The sequence below is a fragment of the Pontibacter diazotrophicus genome (assembly GCF_003367245.1).
In the GTDB taxonomy this organism is placed as follows: Bacteria; Bacteroidota; Bacteroidia; order Cytophagales; family Hymenobacteraceae; genus Pontibacter; species Pontibacter diazotrophicus.
Genome location: NZ_QRGR01000021.1, coordinates 133,820 through 150,301, shown reverse-complemented (window position 1 = coordinate 150,301; position 16,482 = coordinate 133,820). Strand labels below are relative to the sequence as shown.

Here is a 16,482-nt window from a genome sequence, read left to right as displayed (position 1 = left end):
TCGAGGGCCATGTGCCGCTCACTTGCCCTGTATGGCTCGAGCCGGGCATCGAGCACCAGCTCGTTCTCCACGTCATAGAGCAGGCTGCTGCGCCCCAGGGGCATGCTTTCCCCTTTCTCATCTGCCGTGCCGAACGCTTCAGTGATCTGCCGGCTCTCGGGAAGCTGCATGGTCGAACCATCGGTAGCCAGCAGCACATAGCCCTGCCACGTCTTATACTCACCCCCCGCATAGTACTGGCTCACCAACTCCCTGTTCAGGGCAGTGAACGCCTCGGCCCTGAGTTTGCTCCTGCGCTTGGAGTAGGCCTGCTTGGTGTAATCACAGGCAAGGGCAAAAAAGCGCTCCACAAACTTGCTCACCTCCACACTCAGGCTCTTGCTCACCAGGTTTATCTGGCTCACCACCAGCCCCACAAACGTCAGCACCCGATTGCGCGTGAAGTCCCTGTCGCTCTGACGGTACTTCTCCTTAAAATCATCGCTGCCTATCATGACGCGCAAACGCTTCAAAATCTCCAGGTTCTTTTTTTAATACTCATCATAATGCCTAGCCTTTTGCAGAGTTTTACGAAAAATCCCTTAAGTTGACGGCATTGGGTCGCGACCTGCCCCTGCATCGGCTTATGGGTGAAACAGGAGTGACTGTGTGACAATAAATATTCATCCTGCCAATCATTCCAATCTTGAAAATCCTGATTCAGACAAAATGAGAACGATTGGACAAGTCACGACCTGTCCCTACGAGGCTTCTAATCAAACCACAGCAGGAGCTAGATAAGCGCAGCATTAAGTAATAAAAGCAAAAAGCGGGTGTGGTTTAACCACACCCGCTTTTTTAGATTTTTTAAATTATCTTTTTATACTGACAACGGCGTTACATTCACGGCTTCTACGGACTTTATTTCCGGCACAGCTTTCAACACCGACTGCTCCACACCGGCTTTCAGCGTCATGGTAGACATCGGGCAGGAGCCGCATGCACCTAGCAGTTCCAGTTTCAGCACCATGTCCTCGGTTATCTCCAGCACTTTTACATTGCCGCCGTCAGCTTCGAGGTAAGGTCTGATCTGGTCGAGGGCGTCCTCTACCCGGAGCATGAAATCTTGATCTACGTTTGTGACTGCCATTATCTTTAGCTTTTAATTTCTACAGGTTTTGTTTTAGCTACCGTGGCGTTGCGAACAGATACCTGTTGCGCCACAGCCTGTGCCAATTCCTTGAAAACACCGGAAGCCGGGGAATCGTTCTCTAAAACCACAGGAGTTCCGGAATCGCCGCTCTCCCGGATGCTCTGCACAATCGGCACCTGGCCTAAAAGTGCCACCTCATACTTCTCTGCAAGGGCTTTACCACCGCCTTCGCCAAAGATATAGTATTTATTTTCAGGAAGCTCAGCAGGCGTAAAGTAAGCCATATTCTCCACTACACCAAGCACCGGCACGTTTATCTGTGGCTGTCGGAACATCTGCAGCCCACGCACCGCATCAGCCAAGGCCACTTTCTGTGGCGTCGTCACGATAACGGCACCAGTTACAGGCAGCGCCTGTACCATGGTCAGGTGGATGTCGGAAGTGCCCGGAGGTAAGTCCAGCAGCAGGTAGTCCAGTTCTCCCCATTCCACATCAGAGATAAACTGGCGCAGCGCTGAGCTGGCCATCGGGCCGCGCCAAACCACGGCACCGTCTGCTGGTGTCAGGAAGCCAATGGACATCATTTTAACGCCATACTTTTCTACCGGCATAATATAGTTCTTGCCGTGGTCGCCCTGTACCATGTTCGGGCGTTCCTGCTCCACTCCAAACATCGTCGGGATAGACGGACCAGAGATGTCGGCATCAATCAAACCCACTTTTGCACCAGACTGTGCCAGGGCAATCGCGAGGTTAGTGGTTACGGTTGATTTACCCACACCGCCTTTACCAGATGCAATGGCAATAATGTTTTTCACCCCTCTTAATATTTCAGAGGTGTCGCCACGGCCGGAGGTCACATGAGAGGTCATGTTGACGGTTACATCGGCCTCTTTGTCTACCATCGTGTGGATGGCGGTAACGCAGGCATTGCGGATAAGGTCTTTCAGCGGGCAGGCGGGAGTGGTCAGGATTACAGTAAAACTCACGTTCTTGCCGTCAACCTGCACATTCTCTATCATGTTCAGCGTCACGAGGTCCTTGCCTAAATCAGGCTCCTCTACATAACTGAGTGCTTTTAATATATCTTCTTTTGTGATTGCCATAGTATAATGCTTTGCAATTAGCCCCGCAAAGATACAAACGAAAAACCGCTATTCATAAGCGAAGGCCTTTAGAGTGTAACAAGCTGTGGCATGTATTAGTTTGCCATTGGCCATCAGTAAATTATCTCTCCTGCTGATGCAACGGTACAGCGCTTAGCAGGGTCTTCTATATGATTGTATACGCGATGCACTAACTTGGCTATGGAAAAAGAACATTCAGAAGGATTCGGCAGTCTCTTGCTGCTGTTACTGGCTCTCTTCGTTATTATATGCTGCCTGGAACTGGGCAGTACAGGCAATAATACAACGGCAGCTAAGGCACAGGAAGAATTGATTCCTGTGCCGGACTCACCTGCTACTGCTTCGCCGGCTTCAGCTAAAATTGCTGTAAAGCAGCAGCTCGTACTGTAAATCATCAGCCATAGCTTCTTCTTCGACTTTGCCAGCTATTTGCCGTAGTGGAGAGAAGAGAAAAGAAGCGCTATGGCAGAAACAAAAATAGAAATACAGCAAGGCGACATCACCAAAGTAGAAACGGACGCTATTGTAAATGCCGCGAACAGCAGTCTGTTAGGCGGTGGCGGTGTAGACGGTGCCATTCACAGAGCAGGCGGCCCCGCTATTCTGGAGGAGTGTAAGCAGATAAGAGCGCGGCAGGGTGGCTGCCCCACCGGCGAGGCTGTCATCACAACAGGAGGTAAACTTCCGGCCCGCTATGTGATTCATACCGTTGGCCCTGTCTGGCATGGCGGAGACAAGGATGAGCCGGAGCAGCTCGCTAACTGCTACAAAAACAGCCTCCGGATTGCCTCCGATAAACAACTGCAAAGCATCGCCTTCCCCAACATCAGCACCGGCGTATACGGTTACCCCAAAGACAAAGCCGCCCAGGTAGCGGTGAAGGCGGTAAAAGACTACCTGCAGCAACATGATAGCAGCCTGCAGCAGGTAGTGTTTGTGTGTTTTGATGCGGAGAACAGGAAGTTGTATGAGGAGATGTTGTAGGTTAATTTTAAATAATTTACTTCTGAATAACTGAATAAACAATGAGTGAGTGTGAAGCCTCTTTATTCAGATTCAGCTGTACTATTTATACTTCATTTATCTACTCCAAAAGCCTTTTCTATACGACCACCTCTTTCTTTCGGTCAGCACGAAGTGAATGAGTTTCCAGTCTTTGGGTTGAGCGCCTTGTATTTGTTGCGGTGCCGCACGAAGTGTGGCAGCCCGCAGCGGAGCTAAAGAGGGCCCCTTCCCCCGGCAGTTTCAAATACACAGCGCAATTCCCTTAAAGAGGGCCCCTTCCCCCAAGACGAGGCCTCTCGGCCTTGAGAGCTAAGACATGCGCCATAAAACTGTGGGTAGACTGCCGCTGGATGGACAGTCACAACGGCAGCTTAGACAGAAACACATTCTGATGCGATGAATAATGATAAGAGAACGGTACTATGTTTCCTTTACTCGTCATCCTGGAAAGAACTTAGTAAAAGGGAAATAAAGTCTTTGCAGCTCGTCAACAAGATCCTTACAGGATGACAGTGAGATGCGTGTTTATTGCAACTAACCTTAATGAGACTTTCGAAAACTTTAAGTTATTCAAAATTCGTCTATTCCTAATTAGCGAAACCCTTATCTTTGTCTTCCGCTAATACCCTTTGCCCATGTCCCTGATCCCGAAAGAAACCGTTGACCAAGTTTTAGCCCAAGCCGACATAACGGAGGTGGTGGGTGATTTTGTGTCGCTGAAGAAGAAGGGGCAGAACATGTGGGCCTGCTGCCCTTTCCACCACGAGAAATCGCCGTCCTTTTCAGTTTCCCCGGCGAAGGGCATTTACAAGTGCTTTGGCTGTGGTAAGGCAGGCAACTCGGTGCAGTTTATCATGGATGTGGAGGGCACGAGCTTTCCGGAGGCCATCAAATACCTGGCGAAGAAGTACAGCATTGAGGTGCCGGAGGATAATCCTAATCCGGAATATGCAAAGGAGCAGAGCGAGCGCGACAGCCTCTTCATCGTCTCTGATTTCGCTAACAAGCACTTCCAGCAGAATCTGCATACGCATGAGCAGGGCGGCATCGGTATGTCGTACCTGAAGCAGCGCGGCATGAGCGCAAATACCATTAAGAAGTATGAGCTGGGCTATAGCGTGGATGAGTGGACGGACCTGACGGATGCTGCGCTTAAAGCAGGCTATCAGCAGAAATACCTGGAGGCAACCGGCCTGACCATTGCCAAAGAAGACGGCAAGAAGTATGACCGCTTCCGGGGCCGCGTCATGTTTCCGATACACAATGTGTCGGGGCGCGTGGTGGGCTTTGGTGCCCGTACGCTGAAGACGAACGACAAGAAAAGTCCGAAATACCTTAACTCTCCCGAGTCGGATATCTACCACAAGAGCAACGTGCTGTATGGCCTGTTTCAGGCGAAGCAGGCGATCCGGATGCAGGACATGTGTTATATGGTGGAGGGCTATCTTGATGTACTGTCGCTGCACCAGGGTGGTATTGAGAATGTGGTGGCTTCCTCTGGTACCTCGCTCACCGAAGGCCAGATAAAGCTGATTGCCCGCTATACCGAAAATATTACGGTACTGTATGATGGTGATGCTGCCGGTATAAAAGCCTCCCTGCGCGGCATTGACCTGATCCTGGAGAGTGGCCTGAATGTGGATGTGGTGACGTTCCCGGAAGGGGAGGACCCGGACTCTTACATCCAGAAAGTCGGCGACACCGCTTTTAAGGCTTATATAAAGGAGCATTCGCAGGATTTTATATCCTTCAAAACCAGCTTATATGCCGCCGAAGCGAAGGGAAGCCCGGTAAAAAAAGCCGAGGCGATTCGGGAGATTGTGGCCTCCATTGCCAAAATTCCGGATTCTATCAAACGTACAGTGTTCTTCCGCAGCTGCAGCCTGATCTTCGATATTGATGAGCAGGTGCTGATTTCGGAGTACAATAAAATGCAGCTGCAGGACCGCCAGCAGCCAAAGCAGCAGGACTGGCCGGAGCAATACATGGCGCCTCCTGTTGCGGAACCAGAGCCGGAGAAGCCGGTGTCGGATTTGGACATGCTGAAGCGGTACGAGCGCGAAATTGTGCGCATGCTGCTCAACTATCCTGACCGTGTGCTGGAGGAAGGCATGAATACCTGCCAGTATATGCTGGAGCAACTGGAGGATGTAGAGTTCCGGACGCCACTTTACGCCCGCCTGATGGAGCTAATCAAAGACAAACTGTGCGACGGGAACCTGGCCACAGCAGAAGACTTTATCAACCATCCTGACCAGGAAATACGCACCGAAGCCACAAACCTGCTCTCAGACCCACACGAGCTGAGCCATAACTGGGAAACACACCATATTTTTGTGCCCACTGAATCTGATCTGCTGCCTTACGGAGCCGAGCGGGCCGTGCTGCGCCTGAAGTGGCGGAATGTGGAGCTGATGATTAAAGGTGAAATGGAGAAGCTGCGCCTCGTCACCGACCCACAGGAGCAGATACAGCAGCTCACCTTTATCCGCAATCTCAAAACCCTGCATTGCCAGTTAGGCGATATGCTGGGGATTGTGATCGGCTAAGGAATTAAGCTCCTTCCCAGCCCTCTCCAATGAACAGGAGCTGCGCACGCTGCGAGGTCTTCGGTAAAGTGCTGCCCTGTCATTCTGCTAATCCCTGAATCCTGAGAACCCTGGTCAACTAAATCCCCCTTGAAATTGTTGTTTAGATAACTGACGTTACGCAATACCAGATTATAATTTGTTTTAAGTCCCAGCGGGACGACCTGTTAATAGCCCGATGGTCAGAAACCGCCCTTAGCTCCAGCGGAGCGGCCTGTCAATATGTCCTTAACAGGCCGCTCCGCTGGAGCTAAAGAATAGTGGAAGCTTATTTTCTATCGACAGGTCGTCCCGCTGGGACTCTTACGTAAGGTCAGTTAAATAAAAAAGGGAAAGCCGTTTAAACTTTTTAATTTTGCATGGCTTTACTAATAGATCAATAGCCGGGGCTGCTACATAGGCAGTGCAGGCACAACAGAAATATATGGAACCCAATACAACAAATGATAGCAGGCCTTTAGATTCTATTGAGTCTGCTATTGAGGATATACGCCTGGGCAAGGTGGTGATTGTGGTAGACGATGATGACCGCGAGAACGAAGGCGACTTTGTTTGCGCAGCCGAAAAAATAACGCCTGAAATTGTGAACTTTATGGCGACACATGGCCGGGGGCTTATTTGTGCGCCGCTCACAGAAGAGCGCTGCGACGAACTGGGTCTCGAGCTGATGGTGGGCCGTAACACCGCCCTGCACGCTACACCTTTCACTGTATCGGTAGACCTGATTGGCCATGGCTGCACCACTGGTATTTCCGCCTCCGACCGTGCCAAAACTATTCAGGCGCTCGTAGACCCGAACACTGATCCGCACTCGCTGGGCAAGCCGGGCCACATCTTCCCGCTGAAGGCAAAGAAAGAAGGTGTATTGCGCCGCTCCGGCCACACAGAAGCATCGGTAGACTTGGCCCGCTTAGCCGGACTTGCACCGGCTGGAGTGTTGGTGGAAATCATGAACGAGGATGGTACGATGGCCCGCCTGCCGGACCTTTTCCGGGTGGCTGACCGCTTCAACCTGAAGCTTATCTCTATCAAAGACCTGATTAAGTACCGGCTGCAGAAAGAGAGTTTGATTGACCGTGAAATTGCGGTGCAGATGCCAACCGATTTCGGCAATTTCGACTTATATGCTTTTACGCAGCGCAGCACGGGTGCCAAGCACCTGGCACTGGTAAAAGGTACCTGGGAGGAAGGTGAGCCCATCCTGGTACGGGTGCATTCTTCCTGCGTAACCGGCGATATCTTTGGCTCATGCCGCTGCGACTGCGGTCCGCAACTGCACGAGGCTATGCGCATGGTCGAGAAGGAAGGCAAGGGCGTGGTAGTCTACATGAACCAGGAAGGCCGGGGCATTGGCCTGATAAACAAACTGAAGGCTTATAAGCTGCAGGAGCAGGGGCGCGACACGGTAGAGGCGAACATTGAACTGGGCTTTGCCATGGACGAACGCGACTATGGCGTTGGTGCCCAGATACTACGCGACCTGGGCGTAACGAAAATGAGGCTGATCTCTAACAACCCTAAGAAGCGTTCCGGCCTGATGGGCTACGGTCTGGAAATAGTGGATCGGGTGCCGATTGAGATTTTTCCAAACGAACATAACCAGCGCTACCTCACAACGAAACGGGATAAACTGGGCCACGAGATTCTGCAGTCGACTACAGTCAAGCATCAATCTAACCTGAACCAGCCTTAAAATGAAAAAACCTGAGCAGAAAGTATATAAGCTTCTACTCAGGTTTTTTCATTTTAAGGGGCAGCTACTGCAAAACATTTCTTCCCTGCCTGCTATTGCCTTTACTAAGCAGCATGATACAACAAAAGCTATTTGCTTAGTTGCACTCCTATCCTGATGCAGTAAACCCTCAACACCAGAAAGCCTCCCTTTGTACATTCGCAAGGGGAGGCTTTCTGGTGTTGACTACGTATTAACCCCGTCCCAAAAAACATGGCTTTTGACAGCATGAATACGTAGTTTGTATAGTTTTATACTTAAAGTCAGGATGTTAAGTAACTTTTCTCGGCAAAGAAGTATACTAAATTATAAGAGTTTGTAGAATGAGTCGCGTTCTGCGATATGTGTTGAATTTAAAAATACTTAACCACATGAAAAAGAGTTTAACCATGCTTGCGCAGGTGGTATGTGTGGTGATTGCTGTAATGGTACATTCACTCGATGCATCTGCGCAATACCGTCCCGAAATCGATGTACAGGAGTGGCCAACCGGAAAGGTTGTACTTACTACCGGAGACACGATTTATGGGCCGCTAACCTATCACCGCACGCAAGAAGTTATCAACGTGCATAATGAAGATGGTACTATCAGCGCATTTTCACCGGTAAATGTGCAGTATTTTGTAGCGCAGGAGCAGCCCAGCAACAGACCGTATATTTTCAGGACGCTGATGTGGAACCTGGGCCGCGACTACACTGACTTTAAAAAACCTACCTTTTTTGAGCAATTGAATCAGGGACCGCTCACTTTGGTGATGCGGGAAAAGTATGTGCGCCGCGATGTGCAATATGCCAGCAGACAAGGCTACTATGCAGACCCTGGTTTATACCCGATGGGGAATAATTACATAGACCAGGTCGACGAACTCTACTACGTGCTGTTACCAGATGGAGACATCGTAACACTCCGAAACGTGCGAAAGGATTTGCACAGGCTGTTCGGAAAGAAGTCGAAGCAGGTAAAGAAATTCGTGAAAAAGAAAAAACTGGACTACAGCAAACCGCACGAGCTGATCGCTATTGTCAATTACTTCAACTCTTTGTGAAATTACCTACAGGTCGCGGAGCTTGAGTACATAGTAGCTGAGCAGCCAGAAAAGCGCGATGTAAACAAGAGTTAGCAGCGCTGCCAGGGCCGGTGAGAGCACTTCAGATGGTGTTGTGATTTGGTCGAGCACCTCCTGCAGCGGCATTGGTGTCAGGCTTCCCATCACTTTCATGGGCATGTACTTATCTACTGCCTCTGGCAGGCGAAAGTGAATGAGGGGTTCCACGATGATGGTATAGGCAATAAAACCTACGATGGCCAGACCACTTTTCTTAATCAGAAAGGCAAACAGCATGGCCAGCGTCATGTACCCCACCGACTGCACAAAATAGTAGAAGAGCGCGTCTATCTGACCGAAGATGGCAGATAAAGAACGGTCGGTGCTGTAAAGCAGGCCGAAGTACAGGCCCAGTAGCAGCAGGAAAAGAGTGCCTGTTGCAGCGAGCGCCAGTATCACGTAGATCTTGGCCATCACCAAATCCGCCCGGGAGAGGCCGTCAATCACCTGCTGCCGTAGTGTCCGGAAGGCATATTCATCTGTTATCAGCACAATGACGAGGATGCTGAACAGCAGATTAAAGAAGCTGGCAATATAGGCAAGGCGCTGCCAGAATGCCGGCAGGCGGTACATACTTTCACCTAGTTGCTGCCCGTTTACGGAGACCTGGCTGCTGGCGTACAGAAAAAGCGTTAACAGAATAGCAAACGTGGCCAGAATTATCCACACCGTACGGTAAGGCAGTATCTTGTGCAGCTCTATGCGGAGTAAATTCATCAGTGTTGTTTTTTAATGATTTCCAGAAACTGGGCCTCCAGGCTCTTGCGGCGCACCGTTAGCTGCGCCAGCACAATGCCTGCGTTAAACATCGCCTTGTTCACATCCGCGCTGCTAAAATTATCCTGCAATGTAAGATGCACAAGCTCACGGTTCGGCTGAAACTTTTCCACAAAGGGCAGTTGGCGCAGCACCTCCAGTACACGTGCCGTATCGGGCGCACTAATAATGATTTGGTCCTTTGCGGAGAGAATGGTGCTCACCGGCCCTTCGGCCCGCAGTACACCGCCCTGCAGCACCGCCACATGGGTGCATACCTTCTCTACCTCATCCAGCAGGTGGCTGGCCAGGATAATCGTTTTCCCCTCAGAGGCTATTTTAAGTATAAGCTCCCTTATTTCGGCTATTCCCTCCGGATCAAGGCCGTTTGTCGGCTCATCCAGTACCAGCACCTCCGGGTTGTTGAGAAGCGCCGAGGCAATAGCCAGGCGCTGTTTCATGCCCAGCGAAAAACCTTTAAAGGTGGTGTGCTCCCGCTCCTCCAGCCCTACAAGCTGCAGAACAGAATTGATGTTAGCGTTGTCTACCCCTTTGATGGCGGCAACTATCTCCATGTTCTTGCGGGCGGTGAGGTAAGGGTAAAAGTTAGGAGTTTCGAGCAGGGCGCCCACACGTTGCTTCGTGCTCCGGGTAATGGCCTGGCCAAACCATGTAAAGCTGCCGGAAGTTGGCCGGATCACGTCCAGCACCATTCCCAGTGTGGTGGTTTTGCCGCTTCCATTGGGCCCCAGAATGCCGTAAATGCTTCCTTGCTCCACCTTAATGGAAAGATTATTTACTGCCTGTATAGAGCCGAAGCGCTTGGAAAGGTTGTCAATGTCCAGTATTACTGTCACGCGTGTCCGTTTATCATCTGCTGCTAAGCTGTTTTACTTGAATATAGAGAACAGGAAATACAAATAAAAGGAATCCGCAGAATTAACTATTCAGCCACTGCCTTGCGTATTGCTTAAACGATGGCACTACACGATAACTTATACATAGGTACCTCCGGCTGGAGCTACCGCTGGCAGGGCGTCTTTTACCCGGAGGAAATCAAGTCTGCGGAGCGTCTGAGCTATTATGCGTCACGCTTTCATACTACTGAACTGAACAGCAGCTTCTACCATTTTACGATGGTGAAAACAATAGAGAAGTGGCTGAACGAGACACCGGCATCCTTTAAGTTTGCAGCCAAAATGCACCAGGAAGTCACGCACAAGCACCGCTTAGTAGACACAGAGGCACCACTGGAAAAGTTTATGTCACGTTTCCTGGCGATGGGAGAGCGGCTGGGGCCGATTCTGATCCAATTGCCGGGCAGCCTGCACTTTGATTTTGGTGTGGTGGCAGATTTTTTTGGAATGCTTCGCGAAAAGTACCCTGCCCCGGTTTTTGCGCTGGAGGCACGGCATAAGTCGTGGTTTACGCAAGAGGCGCAGGAACTGCTGCAGGACTATGCTATTACCTGGGTGATTACGAGTGCCGGCAAGCGTTTTCCCGGTTTCGAAGCCACCACTACAGACACAGTGTACCTGCGCCTGCACGGCGACGAGAAGCTGTATACATCCGCCTACACCGACGAGCAACTGGAGCGCTATGCCTTTATGATCCACGACTGGCTGCTAGATGGCAAGCAGGTATGGGTATACTTCAACAACACCATCCTGGGAAATGCCGTCTTCAATGCGGAGAAGTTGCGGGAGTTGGTAGTTAACATGCAATAGCGACGGCTATTTCTGCTTTGATAGCGTTACTGGCTAATGGTATAGGATTCATAACACGAGATTATGTGTTTCTGAAATATCTTACCTTTGAGGGCTGCTTACACCAGGAGACGGCATGTATAAAACACACGTGCCCATGCTACGTCTTATGACCAGCATGTTTTGTGAGAACATACAACAACGGCGGGAGGAGCCTTCGTTACATTAGAAGCAGGCCCCGCCTTACATAACACCTAGATTATTACAACATGAACCAAAATACAGACGGAATAATATTTGACCTTGATGGCACCCTCTGGGACTGCACACCTGCCATTGCGGAAGCCTGGAACGCAGCAATCGACCAGTTTGATTTTGTAGACCAGAAACTTACTGCCGACGATATTCGCAATGTTGCCGGGATGCCGCATGATGACATCTATGAAAAACTCTTCCCGGACCTGAGCCCGGAACAGCGACAGAAATTGCAGAAGGTGAGCGACCAGCTGCAGGCGGAGAACCTGAAGGAGAAGGGTGGAGAGTTATATCCAGAGCTAAAAGAAACACTGGAGGAGCTACAGAAAAACTATAAACTCTTTATCGTGAGCAACTGCCAGGTCGGCTATATCAATAATTTCCTGGAGTTTCATAAGTTACAGCACTTCTTCACCGACCATGCCTGCTACGGAGACAGGAACAGGCCCAAAGGAGAGAACATCAAGGCTGTTATTGAGCGCAACAACCTGAAGGATGCAGTATATATAGGCGATACCAAAGGCGATTACGAGGCAAGCCAGCAGGCAGAGGTGCCTTTTGTATTTGCGAAGTATGGCTTTGGAGAAGTAGCGGCTGATGTACAGAGCATAGATTCATTTGCTGACCTCAGGAAACTGTTTTAAGCGCCAGCTACGGCAGGTACAAGCTATAGGCAGATGAAAGATGTCGCCATGCCCGAAAAGTCTTACAGGAAAATAGAGCTTGCTACTACGGCTACAGACGCCAACGTGCAGGCATTGGCTTTTGCCCTGCCCGCCATGCTGGTGCTCCTGGTGCCTTATGTGCTGCTGTGGCCGGAACAGTTTTCTTCTGCAACCATAGAAGGCCTGGTGATGGTATATGGTGGGCGCATCTTATTCCTGCCGTTCCTGATGATGCTCGTATTTATACCTGGAGCAGTGGTGCACGAACTGCTGCATGGCCTTACCTGGGCTGCTTTTTGTAAAAATGGCGTCAGGTCGATTAAGTATGGTATACATTGGAAGGCCCTTTCACCTTACTGCCACTGTGAAGAAGTGCTGCCCCTAAAACCCTATATCCTTGGTGGTGTTATGCCAGGTGTGGTGATGGGCATCCTTCCTGCAGTAACTGGAATAGTGATAGGGAATCCGTGGGTATTCTTTTTCGGGCTTTTCTTTACACTGGCCGCTGCCGGCGATATGCTGGTGCTTTGGATGCTGCGCCACTGCCAGCCCACCGATTTAGTGCAGGACCACCCTGACAAAATTGGCTGTTTTGTCTTGCGTAAAGTATAGATTTGTTATTTAGCTCTATCTTCTGTAATGCAGACAACGCAACACTATGTCTCCCTGTTTAACACCCTCATCCCTTTCTTAGCAAAAAGGGATATTCACAGTTTGACGGAAGCAGTGCTTGAAAAAGAGTATAACATAACACAGGCTGATCTTTTAATTCTGCTGGGCAACAGTAGTCTATATGTCGCAGTACAGGCGGCAAGCGCCTATCACCGGGGATTGGCAAAAGAGTTGATGATCTGTGGCGGCATTGGTCATTCCACCAGGTTTCTGGAAGAAAATATAGAGCAGCACCCGGGATACAATGATGTGCTGACAGGAGGCAGGGCAGAGGCCGACATGCTGAAGGATATTTTTGTGAAGCACTGGGACATACAGGAAAGCAGCATCATAGTAGAAAATCAATCCACCAACTGCGGCAGCAATGCTTTGGAAGCGTATCAGGTGCTAGAGCAATTACAAAAGCAACCCCAAACCATTCTGCTCCTGCAAGACCCGGTGCTGCAGCGCAGAAGCCAGGCCTCTTTTGAGAAAGTATGGCAGCAACAGGATAATGTAGCTGTTCAGTTTATTAGTTTTGCTGCGTTTGTTCCGTTGCTGAAATTGAAAGAGGGGAAATTAACCTACACCAACGAGGCGCACAGTGAGTTGTGCGGAATAGACAGGCTGCTTTCTCTGGTGATGGGTGAAATTCCGAGGCTCCGGAACAACGAAAATGGGTATGGCCCCAGGGGGAAAGGCTTTATTACGGCTGTGGAAATTCCAGCAGAGGTAGAGGCTGCTTACGAGGAGTTGGCTGCATTGTATCCGGAGTATGTTCGTGTATAAAACAATACCTTATGCATAGCCTATCCAAATTGAATGAACTGGAAAGCGGAAGCTCCATTCTGCTTAGCCTCCTTATCCTGCCCATTACCTTTGCTAGCTTCTTTTTTCTGCCCCAGCTTTTAGGTAAAACAGCCGGCTACCTTGCCAGCTTCTGCATTTACTGGATATATTGCCTGCTGCATGGGTTGCAACTAAAGAGGGGGAACCTGGCAAAGCTATATGCGTGGCCGCCGCTTAACATGCAGAACGTTTTGCTCCTGTTCCTCTGCTTTGTACCGGCTGTAGGTGCTTTCTTTGCAGCTTTTTTAAAGTCCTACAATCAACTCAATAGCACGCTGTTTTTTATACTTGCCGCTGCTGCCTTAGTTAATGGATTTATAGAGGAGTTTTATTGGCGTGGAGCTTTTATCAGCCGCTATAAAAAGCATATTGGGCTGGCTTTTGTGTTTCCTGCCGTCCTGTTTGGGCTCTGGCACATTTCTGTGTATGCGGCTTATGGCATAACATATCAGGGTGGCTTTCTGCCACTGGTTGGTGGTGCTTTTTTCATGGGCTGCCTCTGGGGCTATACTGCCTATAAACAACAGAGAGTGCTCGCGCCAACCTTAGCGCATATACTTACCAACTTCTTTGCCTTCTCTGGCTTGCTTGTCGATAACTGGGTCAGGTAAATTCAGCGGGATTTGCTATATTGGTCAATCATACTATCCAGTATTGGTTACAAGAAAGATAGCAGTTATATATTTAGAATGCCTTTAACCCACCCCTGCCCCTCCGAGGAGGGGAATTCCTTCAAGAATAAAAATTCCCCTCCTCGGAGGGGCAGGGGTGGGTTTTTTTGTGATAGTTTTCCTGCACGCGCAAAGTTTTGCGTTCAGAGTGGGCAAAACACAACAGCCAAAGACGGACCGAACACATGATACACAGAAAATCGATAGCCAAAGGCGTGGCACTTGCGGCCTTGCTTTTGGGCTATACCTCCTTACAGGCACAGAACTACAAAGAAGTGCACGAGCAAGCTATTGTAGTGGACACGCATAATGATGTGCTGATTAACATATTGGAAGGATTAGACATCGCTGATAACCTGAAAGGCAAAACGCATTCCGATTTGGCCCGGTTTAAAGAAGGTGGAGTGGATGTTCAGGTTTTCTCTGTATGGAGTGACGAGAACTACGGGAAAGGAAAAGGCTTTGCGTATGCCAACAGGCAGATAGATTCGCTTTATGCAGTAGCAGCCCGCCATCCTGATAAGATAATGATGGCTAAAACACCTGCTGACGTGATGCAGGCAGTGCAGCAGCAGAAGTTAGCTGCCATGATTGGCGTGGAAGGCGGCCACATGATAGAAGACAACCTCAGCTACCTCGACAGCCTCCACAGCCGTGGTGTCCGCTACATGACCCTTACCTGGAATAACTCTACTTCCTGGGCTACCTCTGCCATGGACGAAAGCAGTGGCAAAGTGCCAAACGCCAAAAAAGGCCTGAATGATTTCGGTCGGCAGGTGGTGCGGCGCATGAATGAGCTGGGGATGCTGGTCGATCTGAGTCATGTGGGGGAGCAGACGTTCTGGGATGCCATAGAGACTACTACCAAACCGGTACTGGTATCGCATAGCTGTGTGAAAGCCATCAGCCCGCACTTCAGAAACCTGACCGACGAGCAGATAAAGGCTGTTGGGAAAAACGGAGGTGTTATCAACATAAACTTCGAAGCAAGCTTTGTAGACCCGAATTTCGGTAAGCGACGGCAGCAATTTTTATCCCGGCACCAAGCAGAGGTAGACTCTTTAAAACAACTGAACCGGTCAAGCTTTGCTATCAACAGTTGGTTAGTGAAAAAGTACCCGAAAGAGGCCGAAGCCATGCGTCCGTCTTTATCGCTACTGATCGACCACTTCGACCATATCGTGAAGTTGATAGGCGTAGACCATGTGGGCCTGGGCTCAGACTTCGACGGCATTTCCTCCACACCGCAGCAATTAAATGGCGTGCAGGATTTTCCTGTCATCACAAAAGAGCTGCTGGCACGAGGCTACAGCAAAGAGGAGGTACGTAAAATCTTAGGAGGAAATTTCCTGCGCTTGCTTAATGCGAATGCTAAATCATAGCATTCGCATTAAGCAAGCATTTCTCTGGTAAGTAAGCGAGGACTGTTTCATTTTTCAAAGCCCTCGTGAGTGTGAGTTATCATTGAGCCTCTGGCCCAGTTAGGGTACAAACCCGACATTATTATTAAACACAAGTTTAAAAGCTTGCGCCAGTAAAAGGGAAAATAAAGCGGCCTCCGGTTTATAAGTTGGCATCTATATTTACTGTTTCCAGTGCTGTAGCAGCGGGCCTTCTTTCCCCGCTACAGGATCTGCACTAGGCAATGGCACCTGCTGTATATTCTGTCTCTTTTTTTCCATGTCGTCGTCCTGGGTGCAGATATCGTAGTTTTCCTGCCCGCCTGGGTAGGCGCCTACCACACTAAAATCAGAGGAGGCGCTCTTGCGGCAATGGCCGGTGCCAGCAGGCAGCACCACCATATCGCCTGCCTTTACGTCTACTTCCTCTCCTCCGGGCCCGCCAAAAACGATAGTAGCCGAGCCTGCCGCCACGCCTAATACCTCATGCGATTTGCTGTGGTAGTGGTGATAGTCGAAAACGCCATTGGTCCAGCTGCCGCGCCAGTTGTGCTGTGCAAAAGCCTCTTTGAACTGGTGCTCCAGGTTATTGCTGTCAGAGAACACCTGCCGGTAAAGCAGGAGGGGCAATTGGGGATTATTCGGTATGTTGCCGTGCGGCTGAAGGTGTAGAGGGGTTACAGTTTGTTCTTTCATAGTATAGCTGCTTTATGAGAAATAATACCGGGGCATGTAAAGATTTGTTTACCTCTTTGCGGGTGCTATCTGCTGAATTGGAGTAGAAGGAGAGGCTGGTAGACCTGTAACATCGGAATTGTCCGGAAATATTGTTTACTTCA

16 protein-coding genes and 1 pseudogene are annotated in these 16,482 nt (G+C 49.8%); 11 read left to right on the top strand and 6 right to left on the bottom strand.

The window, feature by feature from the left end:
• From DXT99_RS18525 to DXT99_RS18515, 3 genes and pseudogenes are all read right to left on the bottom strand, one after another.
• Positions 1-512 (bottom strand): annotated as a pseudogene (locus tag DXT99_RS18525) (hypothetical protein); the annotation flags it as partial.
• A gap of 347 nt (positions 513-859) precedes the next feature.
• On the bottom strand, positions 860-1,129 hold the full coding sequence (locus DXT99_RS18520; protein WP_115567066.1) for a NifU family protein: 270 nt from the start codon (positions 1,127-1,129) through the stop codon (positions 860-862).
• A gap of 5 nt (positions 1,130-1,134) precedes the next feature.
• Positions 1,135-2,238, bottom strand: coding sequence for an Mrp/NBP35 family ATP-binding protein (locus DXT99_RS18515; protein ID WP_115567065.1), 1,104 nt, complete (start codon positions 2,236-2,238; stop codon positions 1,135-1,137).
• 201 nt (positions 2,239-2,439) lie between these two features.
• Between DXT99_RS18515 and DXT99_RS18510 the strand changes: the two genes are divergently transcribed.
• From DXT99_RS18510 to DXT99_RS18490, 5 genes are all read left to right on the top strand, one after another.
• Entirely contained in the window at positions 2,440-2,649 is a 210-nt protein-coding gene (locus tag DXT99_RS18510) for a hypothetical protein (protein WP_147294250.1), read from the top strand.
• A gap of 72 nt (positions 2,650-2,721) precedes the next feature.
• Positions 2,722-3,243, top strand: a complete 522-nt coding sequence (locus tag DXT99_RS18505; RefSeq protein ID WP_115567063.1) for an O-acetyl-ADP-ribose deacetylase — start codon at positions 2,722-2,724, stop codon at positions 3,241-3,243.
• A gap of 656 nt (positions 3,244-3,899) precedes the next feature.
• Complete coding sequence (dnaG, locus tag DXT99_RS18500) at positions 3,900-5,813, top strand: DNA primase (protein WP_115567062.1); 1,914 nt, start codon at positions 3,900-3,902, stop codon at positions 5,811-5,813.
• A gap of 463 nt (positions 5,814-6,276) precedes the next feature.
• Positions 6,277-7,545: a bifunctional 3,4-dihydroxy-2-butanone-4-phosphate synthase/GTP cyclohydrolase II gene (locus DXT99_RS18495; RefSeq protein ID WP_115567061.1), complete on the top strand. Its 1,269-nt coding sequence runs from the start codon at positions 6,277-6,279 to the stop codon at positions 7,543-7,545.
• 410 nt (positions 7,546-7,955) lie between these two features.
• Positions 7,956-8,630: a hypothetical protein gene (locus DXT99_RS18490; RefSeq protein WP_115567060.1), complete on the top strand. Its 675-nt coding sequence runs from the start codon at positions 7,956-7,958 to the stop codon at positions 8,628-8,630.
• 6 nt (positions 8,631-8,636) lie between these two features.
• On the opposite strand, the gene DXT99_RS18485 is transcribed toward DXT99_RS18490, so the two are convergent.
• The gene (locus DXT99_RS18485) at positions 8,637-9,407 is read right to left on the bottom strand and encodes an ABC transporter permease subunit (protein ID WP_115567059.1); all 771 of its coding nucleotides are present in this window, start codon (positions 9,405-9,407) and stop codon (positions 8,637-8,639) included.
• The gene (locus tag DXT99_RS18480) at positions 9,407-10,303 is read right to left on the bottom strand and encodes an ABC transporter ATP-binding protein (RefSeq protein ID WP_115567058.1); all 897 of its coding nucleotides are present in this window, start codon (positions 10,301-10,303) and stop codon (positions 9,407-9,409) included. Before DXT99_RS18480 ends, DXT99_RS18485 begins: the two co-directional genes overlap by 1 nt.
• Positions 10,304-10,423: 120 nt before the next feature.
• Here DXT99_RS18480 and DXT99_RS18475 point away from each other — a divergent pair, with 120 nt between their 5' ends.
• The 6 genes from DXT99_RS18475 to DXT99_RS18450 all read left to right on the top strand — a co-directional run bounded on the left by DXT99_RS18475 (position 10,424) and on the right by DXT99_RS18450 (position 15,625).
• Positions 10,424-11,173 (top strand): DUF72 domain-containing protein, encoded by a 750-nt coding sequence (locus DXT99_RS18475; RefSeq protein ID WP_115567057.1) that lies wholly within the window; start codon positions 10,424-10,426, stop codon positions 11,171-11,173.
• A gap of 248 nt (positions 11,174-11,421) precedes the next feature.
• Complete coding sequence (locus DXT99_RS18470; RefSeq protein ID WP_115567056.1) at positions 11,422-12,051, top strand: HAD family hydrolase; 630 nt, start codon at positions 11,422-11,424, stop codon at positions 12,049-12,051.
• Positions 12,052-12,084: 33 nt separating this feature from the next.
• On the top strand, positions 12,085-12,684 hold the full coding sequence (locus tag DXT99_RS18465; RefSeq protein ID WP_115567055.1) for a DUF3267 domain-containing protein: 600 nt from the start codon (positions 12,085-12,087) through the stop codon (positions 12,682-12,684).
• Positions 12,685-12,711: 27 nt separating this feature from the next.
• The gene (locus DXT99_RS18460; protein ID WP_115567054.1) at positions 12,712-13,512 is read left to right on the top strand and encodes a YdcF family protein; all 801 of its coding nucleotides are present in this window, start codon (positions 12,712-12,714) and stop codon (positions 13,510-13,512) included.
• Positions 13,513-13,523: 11 nt separating this feature from the next.
• Positions 13,524-14,183, top strand: a complete 660-nt coding sequence (locus DXT99_RS18455) for a CPBP family intramembrane glutamic endopeptidase (RefSeq protein WP_115567053.1) — start codon at positions 13,524-13,526, stop codon at positions 14,181-14,183.
• 245 nt (positions 14,184-14,428) lie between these two features.
• A complete protein-coding gene (locus tag DXT99_RS18450; protein ID WP_115567052.1) occupies positions 14,429-15,625 on the top strand; it encodes a dipeptidase in 1,197 nt (398 codons plus the stop codon).
• A 201-nt stretch (positions 15,626-15,826) separates the two neighbouring features.
• Here DXT99_RS18450 and DXT99_RS18445 read toward each other — a convergent pair whose 3' ends face one another.
• Positions 15,827-16,339 (bottom strand): cupin domain-containing protein, encoded by a 513-nt coding sequence (locus DXT99_RS18445; protein WP_115567051.1) that lies wholly within the window; start codon positions 16,337-16,339, stop codon positions 15,827-15,829.
• Positions 16,340-16,482: the final 143 nt, after the last annotated feature.